Below are 12260 nucleotides of genomic sequence, written 5' to 3' on the forward strand. Positions count from 1 at the left end.
CTCCGAACCGGGCTCCGGCAGATCGCCCGAAGGGGAATACCCGCTGTCGAGCTGAGGGCGTGAACGGATCACGGCCGCCGACGCACGGCGCGAGATCCTCCGGTGACAGCGCAGACGAGTCAGCTCGACAGGGGCCACCCTGGAGGGGTGGTCGTCGGCCAGCGGGAGCGACGAGTGCCGCCGGCCGCGACCGGGGTGGCGAAGCCCCCGCCGCGCGGGCCCGCGTCGTTCCGGAGGCGGCTGTCGGTGCCAGCCGGCATGATCGGGCGCATGATCGCACGCTTCAAGGACCTCTGCCTCGACGCCACGGACGCGCACGCCCTCGGCGGATTCTGGGCCCGGGTGCTCGACGGGAGCCTCGTCGACACCGGCGACGGCGACGCCCGGGTCGACCCGCGTGCCGGCTCCGGCGCCGAGTCGATCTGGGTCAACCGGGTGCCCGAGCCGCGTACCGTCAAGACTCGCGTACATCTCGACCTGCGGCTGGCCGAGGCGAGCCCGGCGGCGCTGCTCGACGCCGGCGCGCGGCTGGTCCGCGAGCCGGACTCGGAGATCAGCTGGTGGGTGCTGGCCGACCCCGACGGCAACCTGTTCTGCGCGTTCGCCCCCGGGGACGAGACCCGGCCCGGGCCCTTCGAGCTGGTGGTGGACTCCGCCGACCCGGCCGCCCAGGCCAGCTGGTGGGCCGGCGTCGTCGGCGGCGAGGTCGAGGGCAGCGACGAGGGTCACGCCTCGATCACCGGAGCGGCCGGTTTTCCCTGGGAGTACTGGGTCTTCGACCCGGTGCCGGAGCGCAAGAGCGTCAAGAACCGGATGCACTGGGACGTCGACCTGGCCGATCCCGAGCCGACCGCGCTGATCAGGGCCGGGGCGGTGCTGCTGCGGGAGCCGGACGACGCGGTGTCCTGGTGGGTACTGGCCGACCCGGAGGGCAACGAGTTCTGCGCCTTTCCACCGGGGGACTGACCGGCCGGTGCTTCCGGGCGACCGTCAGGTGGACTAGCGTTTAACACGCTTCGCCGTCAGCGCGTACGCCGTCGCCGTCGATACGCCACCGGCCGACCCCGACCCGCCCGATCGGTTGGTTCTCGCGGGAACAGCCCCTCACCGGCATGCCGGTTGGGCAGGATCGTCCCCAACGAGGAGGTGCCGCCGTGGTGCAGGACACCCGCGCTCTCACCCTGACGTTCGAGGTGAGCGGCCTGCCACCGGTCAAGACCGAAGCGCTGTCCATCTTCGCCGCCGGGCATCGGCAGGCGACGCGGGTACGCGCCCTGCTCCAGGCCGCCTGCGCGGCCGCACAGCAGACCGGCTGGACGCCGCTGTCCGGCCCGATCGAGATCGACCTGACCCTGCGCTGCCCGCCCGGGCACCGCACCTCCGACGCCAGCACCCTGCTCGGCGGAGTGTGCGCGGTGCTCCAGGACAAGAAGCGGGTTTCCAGCATCGGCCTGGCCCACCTCGGCGTGCTGGTCGACGTCGCCCTGTACGACGACGACAAGCAGATCCGCCGGCTGTCCTACCGGGAACAGCCGGCCGAGGACTTCTCGTACCAGGTACGCGTCTCCGCGGTACCGGACGGGGTTTGACCGACGGCAGCGGTGGGGTACCGCAGCCGCCGACGAAGGGAGCGCCGATGTCGGAGCCACATGTCACGCTGGACCCCCGCGACCCGGTGCAGGAGAAGCTGCGCGGGCCGCTGGAGGAGCAGCTGACCTCTGCGCTCCAGGTGGCCGCCGACCGGGTTCGCGACAGCTACGCCGGTGAGCCCGTGGAGCAGGTCTGCCAGCGGCTGCTGGACGAGACCCGGGCCGGGTTGCACCCCGACATCGCGGCCGGCTTCGCACCCGACATGGACGAGTTCTGCCGGGTGGCCGTCGCCATCGTGCGCGGCGAGATCACCTGACGGAGGCCGGTCCGACCCCTGCGGTCGGTCGGACCGGAAGGACCTGGCCGGGTCAGGACCGGACCCGCACGCTCCGGCCCTGACCCCGTCCGGATGTGGGCAGCGGGCCCGCTCAGTGCTGGCACCGCGGGTCGGCCAGCCCCAGCACGGCAGCCGGCCCGCCTGCACTCAGCTCCACGGTGCCCCACCGCCGGACGTCGACGCCGCGGCCCACCCCGGCGAGCCGCGGCGCCGGAGCCGAGGCTAGGCAGTCCCACCGGGAGCCGACAAGCGCCGGACCGGCACGAACCGCAGTATTTCCAGCAACGTCCAAACCCGGCAGAGTTCCGTAACACCGGACCCACGCCCGACGCTGATCAACCTCGGAGACACCCGTGACCGGTGATGTCGTCAGAAGTGGCGCAGCAGGTCCGGGAAGGCGCTCAAGTGCAGCACGCCCGGATCCGCCCGGTCCAGTTCCTCGTGTTCCAGCACCCAGGTGTTGGCGTTCGGGATGAACACGGCGTACCAGCCGGCGGCCCGGGCCGGCAGGATGTCCGAGCGGGGTGAGTTGCCGATCATCCACGCGCGCCCCGGGTCCAGGGCGTGTTCCCGGGCCAGCCAGCGGTAGGTCTCGACGTCCTTCTCCGGGACGATGTGGGCGGCGGTGAAGTGGTGCAACAGCCCGCAGGCGTCCAGCTTGCGCTGCTGCTCCTCGCGCTCGCCCTTGGTGAGCAGGAACAGTTCGTGCCGCCCGGCCAACTCGTCCAACGCGTCGGCGACCCCCGGCATCAGCTCGACCTGGTGGGTCACCAGTGCCACCGCCAGCTCGTCGATCTCACGACGCTCCGCCTCGGTCGCCGGGCGCTGACGCAACCGTTCCAGGCACTCCCGCAGACTGCGCAGGAAGACCTTGCTGCCGTACCCGTGGGCGACGGCGTTGGCCCGCTCGATGTCGTCGAGCACGGCTCGCAGCTCCGCCCGGTCGAGCGTGGGGTGGTCCAGCCACGCCAGGAAGTCGTCGATCACCCGCTCGAAGACGACGTTGTTCTCCCAGAGGGTGTCGTCGGCGTCGAAGACCAGCACCCGGCCCGACTCGATGGTTACCTCAGACGTCACGCCGCGGACTGTAGGCGACCATCCGCCCGGCCGGCGACGGGATTTGCCGGCGCGGCCGGCGGGCCGTCCGCATCCCGCCGAAGCGTCGGGATGCGGACGACCGTCGGGATCAAGCCGGCTCGAAGACCACCCGGGAGCGGATCCGCCGGAAGCCGGTCCGTTCCAGGTCGGCCATCACCGCCACCCGGTGCGCGTCCACGTCGGCGACCACCTCGTACGCCCCGTCGGCGGCCAACGTCCCGACCGCGTCGGCCAGCAGCTCACCCCGGACCGTCTCGTCGAGCAGACCGAGATAGGCGATCATCGGGTAGCAGGCGACCGCCGTCGGCCCCGCCAGGCCCACCGGCTCGTCACCGGCGAGCGCGACGCGCCAGTTCCCCAGCGGCGTGTCGGCCAACCAGGCCAGCGGATCGCGGGCCAGGTCCACCCCGGCGACCACCCGCGCGGTCTCGACGCCGGTCAGCACGTCGGGCTCGACGACCCGGGCCACCAGATCGTCGACCTCGGCGAGGTTGACGGCCGGACGGAACGAGAACCGGCCGGACGACGCCGGCACCGGCCCACCCGCCCAGCTGAACCTGAACCGCTCCCCACGCTCGACCAGGCCCGCCAGCCGGGCCGCCGCCATCGGCGCCTCGGCCACCGCCCGCACCTCAGGCTGCCGACGCCAGTACGCCGGCAGGGCCGCGTAGTACATCTTCGGCCCGCCGAGCGCCTCGTGCGCGGCGAGCAGCAACGCGGCACCGACCTCCGGGTCGTCGTCGAGATCGAACCGCTCCAACCACGGTTCACCGACCGAGCCGGGCGGCAGCAGCCACGCGGCGCGGCCGACCACCCGGTCCCCACGCAGGGCGACCCAGGTGTGCTCCGGCCGGTAGCCGCCACCGGCGATTCCGTCGGCGTAGCTGAACTGCCGCAACTGCGGCAACGGCTCGGGCATCGAGTCGAACACTTTTTCCTCGCCCGCGACGAGCGGACGGATGACCAGATCGGCCATGGCAGACCTCCGGGACAGCGACGCCCCGGGTCAGATCCGCGTGGACGCCGGGCCGCGGGCGGGGCGCAGAACATCGGACATTGTTCTGACCTCCTCTCCACTCGACGGCGTGCCCGCGAACCTACGCCCCCACCCCACCCCCCGCAACCCCGCCGGTTGGATGGGGTCAGTGGGGGTTGAGGAGGGTCTCGCCGAGGAGGTGTTCGCGTTGGTCCTGCGCCTCGGGGCGCAGGCGTCCGCCCCGGGTGAGCATGACCATGCCGTGCAGCAGGCTCCAGCCCAGCTCGGCGAGGGTGTCGGCGTCCCGGCCGGCGGCCAGCGGGGTCAGCGCGGCGCGCAGCTCACCGAAGGTCGCCGCGACCGTCTCGGGAACCTCCTCGGCACCGAGGGTCAGCTCCGGCGTGTGCGCGAACATCGCGTCGTAGACCTCGGGATGGTCGTACGCGAAATCCAGGTACGCCGCCATCACCGCCGGCCAGACCTCGGCCGGGCGGTCGACCGCGGTGCGCGCCGCGGTCAGCGCGGCGGCCAGGTCGGCGAAGCCCCGCACCGCGACCGCGGCGACCACCGCGTCCCGGTCGGCGAAAAGCTGGTAGAGGGCACCGAGGTCGACGTCGGCGCGTTCGGCCAGCCGGCGGGTGGTCACGGCCGCCCACCCCTCTGCCTCGGCCAGCTGCCAGGCGGTGGTGACGATCAGGTCGCCGTCCCGCTCGGTGCCTGGTTCGTCTGCTCCGGACACGTCGCCGATGCTAGTCCCAGCTCACGCAGGGTCATCCCGTCCCGACGGATTGGCGACTGAAGCAGGATCAGTGATCGGGTGAACCGACAACCGTCGAGTGGTACCGCCCCCAGACGGTGGCCCGCTCCTCGTCGGTGGACGCCTCGTGCAGGGCTGCGACGAGTTGATCCACCTCCGGAGACATGATCGCGATGACGTCGGCGCCCTCCGGGTCGACCGTGGCGAAGGTGTGGGTGGTGCCGGGCGGAATCACCACGTGCTCGCCCTGTTCCAGGATCCGACGTTCGGCGCCGACCAGGACCTCCAGACGCCCCCGGAGGACGACGAAGCCCTCGGTGGACCGGTCGTGCCGGTGGGGTGGTGCCTGATCGCCCGGGTAGTGCGCAAGATCCCACCTGCGGATCACGAAGTCACTCATGGTGGTGAACCTATCCGCCCCGACAGACACTGTGGACCCGGCGGGAACGCACCGGCAGCGGAGCGGAGGCGCGAGCCGGGTCAGCGGCGCAGGGTGAGGATGAGGTCGGCCACCAGAGCCGTCCACCCCGTCTGGTGCCACGCCCCGAGACCGGCGCCGTTGTCGCCGTGGAAGTACTCCGGGAACGCGATCAGGTCACGCCAGTCCGGGTGGGTCTGGAACAGCTGCGCCGCCCCGTAGATCGGCCGGCGACCCCAGCCGTCGCGGGTGAACAACGCGATCAGCCGGGCCGACAGATCGTCGGCGATCTCGTCGAGGGTCTTCTTCACCCCCGAGCGGGTCGGGTACTCCACCTGAAGGTCGTCGCCGAAGAACGCGGCGTAGTCACGCAACGCGCTGATCAGTAGGAAGTTCGTCGGCATCCAGATCGGGCCCCGCCAGTTGGAGTTGCCGCCGAAGAGGCCGCTGGTCGACTCGGCCGGCTCGTAGCCGACACAGAACTCCTGCCCGCCCAGGGTCACCGCGAACGGCTTGTCCAGATGCGCGCGGGAGAGCGTCCGCAGCCCGTACTCGGAGAGGAACTCGTCGGTGTCCAGCATCCGGGCCAGCAGCCGCACCACCTGCTCCGGGCCGCACATCGACAACAGCCGCTGCTGCCGCCCGTCCGGGCCGAGCCGCCGCGCGCCCACCACCGAGGCGTACTCGGGCCGGTGGGTCAGGAACCAGCGCAGCCGGGCACCCAGCTCCGGCAGCCGGTGCAGGGTACGCGCGGTCAGCCGGGTCACCGCGGCCAGCGGCAGCAGCCCCACCACCGAGCGCACCTTCAACGGCACCTTCGTACCGTCGGCCAGCCGCAGCACGTCGTAGAAGAAGGCGTCCTCGTCGTCCCACAGCCCCTGGTCGTACGCCGCCGCGGCGATGTAGGCGAAGTGCTCGAAGAACTTCGTGGCCGTGTCCACCCAGGTGCGGTCGTGCTCGGCCAGCACGATGGCGATGTCGAGCAGGTTGAGCGCGTACATCGCCATCCAGCCGGTGCCGTCGGACTGCTCCAGCACCCCGGCCACCGGCAGCGCCGCCGAACGGTCGAACGGACCGACGTTGTCCAGCCCGAGGAACCCGCCCTCGAAGACGTTGTTGCCGCCGGTGTCCTTGCGGTTGACCCACCAGGTGAAGTTCATCAGCAGCTTGTGCATCATCCGGGCCAGGAAGTCGTGGTCCCGGCTGCCGTCGATCTCGAACACCTTCAACGCCGCCCAGGCGTGCACCGGCGGGTTGACGTCACCGAAGGCCCACTCGTACGCCGGGACCTGCCCGTTGGGGTGCAGGTACCACTCGCGCAGCAGGAGCAGCAGCTGCTCCTTGGCGAAACCGGGATCGACCCGGGCGATGCTCACGCAGTGGAAGGCCAGGTCCCAGGCGGCGTACCACGGGTACTCCCACGGATCCGGCATCGAGATCACGTCGAAGCTGGTCATGTGCCACCACGCGCTGTTGCGCCCGTGCCGCCGCCCGGCCGGCGGTGTGGAACCCGGATCGCCCTCCAGCCACCGCTTGACGTCGAAGTGGTAGAACTGCTTGCCCCACATCAGCCCGGCGATGGCCTGCCGGGCGATCAACGCCTCGTCGGCGCTCGCCCGCGCCGGGATGACCGCGTCGAAGAACCGGTTCGCCTCGGCGCGCCGCGCCCACACCACCGCCTCGAAGCCGTCGCCCAGATCGGCCGGGGGCGGCGTGCCGCCACCCGGAGGTGGGGCGGTACGGGTCAACCGCAGCCGGATCCGCCGCTCCCCGCCGGCCGGCACGTCCAGCACGTAGTGCAGCGCGCCCTTGGTGCCCTCCAACCGGGGATTGACCGTGGCCGCGCCGTCGACCACGTGGTCGTTGATGCCGTCCTTCGGGTACGGCGTGCGGCTCTTCAGCCCCCACAGCCGCTCGGCGTTGGTGTCGTTGTCGCAGAGCAACGGGGTCGGGTCGCCGTCGCCTTCGAGCACCACCTGTCCCAGCACCCAGTGCTCACCGACCAGCCGCCGCCCGGCACCGACGATGCGGGGCACCCGGTCGCCGCCGGGCAGCCCCCACGCCCAGGTGTTGCGGAACCACAGGTGCGGCAGCACGTGCAGCCGCTCGGCCTCCGCACCCCGGTTGGCCACCGTCACCACGATGCACAGGTCGGTCGGTCCGGCCTTGGCGTAGTCGACGGTCACCGCCCAGTACCGGTCGTCGTCGAAGATGCCGGTGTCAACCAGCTCGTACTCGGTGTCGTCGCGGCCCCGCAGGCCGTTGACCGCGACCAGTTCGTCGTACGGGAAGGCGGCCTGCGGGTAGTGGTAACGCCACCGCATCCAGGAGTGGGTGGGGGTGGAGTCCTCGTACCACCAGTACTCCTTGGCGTCCTCGCCGTGGTTGCCACCGTCACCGCCGAGGCCGAACATCCGCTCCTTGATGATCGGATCGCGTCCGTTCCACAGCGCGAGGGCGAAACAGAAGGTCTGCCGGTCGTCGCACACGCCCGCCATGCCGTCCTCGGACCACCGGTAGGCTCGGGACCGCGCATGGTCGTGGGGAAAGTAGTCCCACGCCGTGCCGTGCTCGCTGTAGTCCTCCCGCACCGTCCCCCACGCCCGCTCGGACAGATAGGGACCCCATGCGCGCCAGTCCTGCTCCCCGGCATCGGCCTGGGCGAGCCGGATCCGCTCGACGTCGGGGGCCGGAGCGGGGGGCGAACCGTCACTGATCACCTGAACATCTTCGACGCCGCCGGGGTACTCCACCACAGCGGCCATTGTCGTCGTGTCGTGTTACACCTCGCCGCCGTGGAGGAAAGTTGATCGAGATTCGCTACGGTTCGCAGGTCTGCGGCGAGCTGACCAGCGCCGCCAGCCGCGAGTGGCTGGTGCCCGACGGCCTCGGCGGGTACGCCATGGGGACCGTCGCCGGCCTGCGCACCCGCCGCTACCACGGGCTGCTGGTGATCCCGGGAGATACCCCGGCGTCCCGCAAGGTGGGACTGGTCAGCCTCGATCCGGCAGTGCTGCTGCCCTCCGGCGCCCGGGTGCGCCTGGGCGCGCACGAGTGGGTCTCCGGTGACGTCGACCCGCGCGGCTTCGAGCTGTTGGAACGCTTCGACCTGACCGACGGGCTACCGCGCTGGCGGTGGCGCGTCGGCGACGTGGTGATCGAGCGGGAGATAGCCATGTGGCACGGCCGCTCCTGCGTGGCGGTGGTGCACCGACTGGTCAGTGGCGGCCCGGTCGAGCTGGAGCTGGCCGCCGCCTGCACCTGGCGCGACGCGCACGGCGAGCGGCGCGGTGACGGGCCGCCGCTGCGGATGGACCCGGTCGACGGCGGCGCGGTGATCGAGGGGGCGTACCGGCTGTCCGGACCGGGCTGGACGCCGCAGGGCCACTGGTGGCGGGGCGTGTACCACCGCGAGGAGGCGGCGCGGGGCCTGCACCCGGAGGAGGACCTGTGGTACGCGGGCCAGTTCCGGGACACCCTGCACCGCCCCGGGGACACCCTGGCGGTGCTGGCCTGGGCGCATGATCCGGCACCGGCACCCCCGCCGGCCACCGAGGTGGTCGCGGCGGCCCGGCGGCGCAACCGTCAGGTGGTGGCGGCGGCCCGGCCCGCCGACGACGTCGAGGCGAGCCTGGCGCTGGCCGCCGACGCGTTCGTCGTGCGCACCAGCGACAACCCGGTGGAGGTGGTGGCCGGCTATCCGTGGTTCGGCGCCTGGTCGCGGGACACGATGATCTCCTACGAAGGGCTGTTCCTGCGTACCGGCCGGGCCGACCTGGGCCGGGAGCTGCTGCGCTCGTACGCGGCGACGCTGTCGGAGGGGATGTTGGCCAACACCGCGGACACCGGGCGGGTCGAGTACAACACCGTCGACGGCACGCTGTGGTTCCTGCACGCGGTCAGCCGGCACGTCACCGTCACCGGCGACACCGACCTCGGTGACGAGCTGCTACCGGCGCTGCGCGCGGTGATCGACGCCCACGTCGGCGGCACCCGGTACGGCATCGTGGTCGACGCGGCCGACGGGCTGCTCACCCAGGGCGCCCCCGGTGCCGCGCTGACCTGGATGGACGCCCGGGTGTACGGGGTTCCGGTGACCCCCCGCCACGGCAAGCCGGTCGAGGTCAACTCCCTGTGGATCAACGGGGTGGCCGGAGTCGCCGAGCTGGCCGAACTGGCCGGCCAGGAAGCCGACGGGCTGCACCGGCTGCACCAGCGGGCGGTCAAGGGCTTCCGGGACCGCTTCCCCACCCCGGCCGGCTGGCTGCACGACGTGGTCGACGCGCCCGCCCCGGCGTACCCGCTCGGTGGTGCCGCCTTCCACGACGACGACCTGTTGCGTCCCAACCAGCTGCTGGCGTGGTCGCTGCCCTTCGCGCCGATGGAGCCGGACCGGCGGGCCCTGGGTCACCTCGGCGCCGGGCTGCTGACCCCGCTCGGCCCGCGCAGCCTCTCCCCCGACTGCCCCGGGTTCCTCGGCCGGCACCGGGGCGGGCCGGCCGAGCGGGACACCGCGTACCACCAGGGCACGGTCTGGCCGTGGCTGATCGGCCCGTACGCCGACGCCAGCCGGCGCGCCGGCCTGCCGGTCGATGATCTGTTCACCGGTCTGGAGGCGCACCTGGGCGAGTACGGCCTCGGCTCGGTCAGCGAGACCGCCGACGGCACGGCCCCGCACACCGCCACCGGATGTCCCTTCCAGGCATGGTCGGTGGCGGAGCTGCTGCGCGTCCGCCGGTAGCGCTTTACACCGCCGCAACGGGTATGTCTCCGCTGGTTAGCCAGTTCCGAGCAGGATTGGTCCCGATCCGGCCGCAACGCGAACGCCGCCCGTCAGGGGCTGCCGACGGGCGCGCGGAGACAACTCAAAGGGGGCGCGTATGTCACCGAACGCCGACGTGATCGACATCAACCCCGCACGCTCGCAGCGGGTGCTGATGCTGTCCTGGGAGTACCCACCCGTCCTCGTCGGCGGTCTCGGCCGACACGTGCACGCCCTCTCCGTCGCGCTGGCCGCCGCCGGTCACGAGGTCACCGTCGTCACCCGCCACGCCGACGGCGCACCCCTGGAGGAATACGTCGACGGAGTACGCGTCGTCCGCGCCGCCGAAGACCCCGTCACCTTCCCCCTCGCCACCAGCTCACTCCTCGCCTGGACCATGGCGTTCAACCACACCCTGACCCGGGCCGCGCTGCGCGCCACCACCACCGGCGGCTACGACGTCATCCACGCCCACGACTGGCTCGTCGCCCACACCGCCATCACCCTGCGCGACCACCTCGACCTCCCCCTCGTCAGCACCATCCACGCCACCGAAGCCGGCCGACACCAGGGCTGGCTACCCGAGGAGATGAACCGCACCATCCACGGCGTCGAACACTGGCTCAGCAACGCCTCGACCCGCGTCATCGCCTGCTCCGGCTACATGCGTGAGCAGATCACCACGCTGTTCCAGACGCCCGGGAGCCACATCGACGTGGTGCCCAACGGGGTCGACGACCGGGCCTGGCGGGCCCGGCCCCGCGCCGTCGCCTCGGCCCGCGCCCGCTTCGCCGGCACCGGCCCGCTGATCGGCTACGCCGGGCGGCTGGTCTACGAGAAGGGCGTCCAGCACCTGGTCGACGCCGTACCGCAGCTCCGCGCCCGGCACCCCGGGCTGCGGGTGCTGATCGCCGGGGACGGCCCCTACCGGGGCGAGCTGGAGGACCGGACCCGGCAGCTCGGGCTCGCCGGCACCGTACGCTTCGCCGGTTTCCTCGACAGCACCCAGTTGCCGGCGATGCTCGGCGCCACCGACGCGACGGTCGTGCCGAGCCTCTACGAACCCTTCGGCATGGTCGCCCTGGAGGCCGCCGCGGCCGGGGCCCCGCTCGCCGTGGCCCGCACCGGTGGGCTGGCCGAGATCGTCGAGCCGGGCGTCACCGGCGTCACCTTCCCGCACAGCGACCCGTCGGCGCTGGCCGGTGCCGTCGGACAGCTCCTCGGCGACGAGGTCTTCGCCCGCCGGGTCGCCCGGCAGGCGCGCAGCATGGTCGGCGAGCGGTACGGCTGGGCCACCATCGCCGCCCGCACCGCCGGCACCTACGCCGCCGCCCGCCGCGAACCCGGCGCGCCGCAGTCCCGGCGCCCCGCCGCCGACATCCCCCCGCGCCGGCAGCCGATAGCCATCCCCGACGGCAACCTCCTCGCCGCCAGCGCCGCCTGCTAGTCGTTCGGATCTTGGTCGAGGAGTGCCCTGCTGCGGGCGCTCCTCGACCAAGATCCCCTTCTGAGCCGGTTCGGTGCCGAGGATCAGTAGGCTCGGCGCGTGGCAGAGTGGGAACGGCACGAGGACGATGACCGGCTGCGCGTCTCCGACCGGGAACGGGAGGAGGTCGTGGAGTTGCTCGGCAAGGCGACCGCCGAGGGTCGGCTCACCCTGGACGAGTACTCCGAACGGGCCGGCGCGGCCCACGCCGCGCAGACCCGCGGCGAGCTGGCCAGGGTGACCAGGGACCTGCCGGCCGTGCCGGGTCGGCCTGCGGCCGGGGCACTCGTCCCGGCCGCCGAGAAGCTCCTGGCCGTCTTCGGCAACGAGGTACGCAAGGGCGCGTGGCCGGTGCCGGAGCGCATCGAGGCCCGGGCGGTGTTCGGCGACTGCCGGATCGAGCTGCACGAGGCCCGGCTGCCCGGCCGGGTGATCCGCGTCGATGCGGAGGCGATCTTCGGCAACGTCACGATCGTCGTGGCGGAGGGCACCGAGGTCCGGCTCACCGGCAGCGCCGTCTTCGGCAACAAGCAGTCCAAGCTGAGCGGCCCCGTCGCCGTGGGCGCACCCGTGGTCGAGGTGAACTGCCGCGCGATCTTCGGCGACGTGACCGTCCGCGCGCCCCGCAAACGCTGGTGGACGTGACATCGACGCCGCAGCGGACGATCCGACCCGTCCCATGGCCGACAGATCGTGCCAGCCGTTCGCCACACGCTGCCATACTCCCTGGTGATCGGCCCGGTTCACCGACCGGCTCCAGCCGTCGTCCTAAGTGGACGCCACGGGCGGTCCCCCTGCGGCGTCGCCACGAACTACAGTGACGTAGTTTTGGCGCT

11 protein-coding genes are annotated in these 12260 nt (G+C 72.3%); 6 read left to right on the forward strand and 5 right to left on the reverse strand.

Going from position 1 to position 12260, the window contains the following annotated elements:
* The first annotated feature begins 270 nt into the window (after nucleotides 1–270).
* From SM447_RS22365 to SM447_RS22375, 3 genes are all read left to right on the forward strand, one after another.
* Nucleotides 271–966, forward strand: a complete 696-nt coding sequence (locus SM447_RS22365) for a VOC family protein (RefSeq protein ID WP_474574798.1) — start codon at nucleotides 271–273, stop codon at nucleotides 964–966.
* Between the two features lie 191 nt (nucleotides 967–1157).
* A complete protein-coding gene (locus tag SM447_RS22370) occupies nucleotides 1158–1589 on the forward strand; it encodes a RusA family crossover junction endodeoxyribonuclease (RefSeq protein WP_474574933.1) in 432 nt (143 codons plus the stop codon).
* A 47-nt stretch (nucleotides 1590–1636) separates the two neighbouring features.
* A complete protein-coding gene (locus SM447_RS22375) occupies nucleotides 1637–1906 on the forward strand; it encodes a hypothetical protein (RefSeq protein ID WP_474574799.1) in 270 nt (89 codons plus the stop codon).
* Nucleotides 1907–2296: 390 nt separating this feature from the next.
* On the opposite strand, the gene SM447_RS22380 is transcribed toward SM447_RS22375, so the two are convergent.
* The 5 genes from SM447_RS22380 to SM447_RS22400 form a co-directional block, all read right to left on the reverse strand.
* Nucleotides 2297–2971 (reverse strand): HAD family hydrolase, encoded by a 675-nt coding sequence (locus SM447_RS22380; protein WP_474574934.1) that lies wholly within the window; start codon nucleotides 2969–2971, stop codon nucleotides 2297–2299.
* Between the two features lie 142 nt (nucleotides 2972–3113).
* On the reverse strand, nucleotides 3114–4001 hold the full coding sequence (locus SM447_RS22385) for an acetyltransferase (protein ID WP_474574800.1): 888 nt from the start codon (nucleotides 3999–4001) through the stop codon (nucleotides 3114–3116).
* Between the two features lie 166 nt (nucleotides 4002–4167).
* Entirely contained in the window at nucleotides 4168–4740 is a 573-nt protein-coding gene (locus tag SM447_RS22390; RefSeq protein WP_474574801.1) for a TetR/AcrR family transcriptional regulator, read from the reverse strand.
* Between the two features lie 67 nt (nucleotides 4741–4807).
* Nucleotides 4808–5299, reverse strand: a complete 492-nt coding sequence (locus SM447_RS22395; RefSeq protein WP_474574802.1) for a cupin domain-containing protein — start codon at nucleotides 5297–5299, stop codon at nucleotides 4808–4810.
* Entirely contained in the window at nucleotides 5239–7941 is a 2703-nt protein-coding gene (locus SM447_RS22400; RefSeq protein ID WP_474574803.1) for an MGH1-like glycoside hydrolase domain-containing protein, read from the reverse strand. Before SM447_RS22400 ends, SM447_RS22395 begins: the two co-directional genes overlap by 61 nt.
* Before the next feature lie 41 nt (nucleotides 7942–7982).
* Between SM447_RS22400 and SM447_RS22405 the strand changes: the two genes are divergently transcribed.
* From SM447_RS22405 to SM447_RS22415, 3 genes are all read left to right on the forward strand, one after another.
* On the forward strand, nucleotides 7983–9917 hold the full coding sequence (locus SM447_RS22405; RefSeq protein ID WP_474574804.1) for an amylo-alpha-1,6-glucosidase: 1935 nt from the start codon (nucleotides 7983–7985) through the stop codon (nucleotides 9915–9917).
* 139 nt (nucleotides 9918–10056) lie between these two features.
* Complete coding sequence (locus tag SM447_RS22410) at nucleotides 10057–11385, forward strand: glycosyltransferase family 4 protein (protein ID WP_474574805.1); 1329 nt, start codon at nucleotides 10057–10059, stop codon at nucleotides 11383–11385.
* A 99-nt stretch (nucleotides 11386–11484) separates the two neighbouring features.
* Nucleotides 11485–12069, forward strand: a complete 585-nt coding sequence (locus SM447_RS22415; RefSeq protein ID WP_474574806.1) for a DUF1707 SHOCT-like domain-containing protein — start codon at nucleotides 11485–11487, stop codon at nucleotides 12067–12069.
* The last annotated feature ends 191 nt before the right edge of the window (nucleotides 12070–12260 follow it).

This window comes from Micromonospora aridisoli (assembly GCF_056150025.1).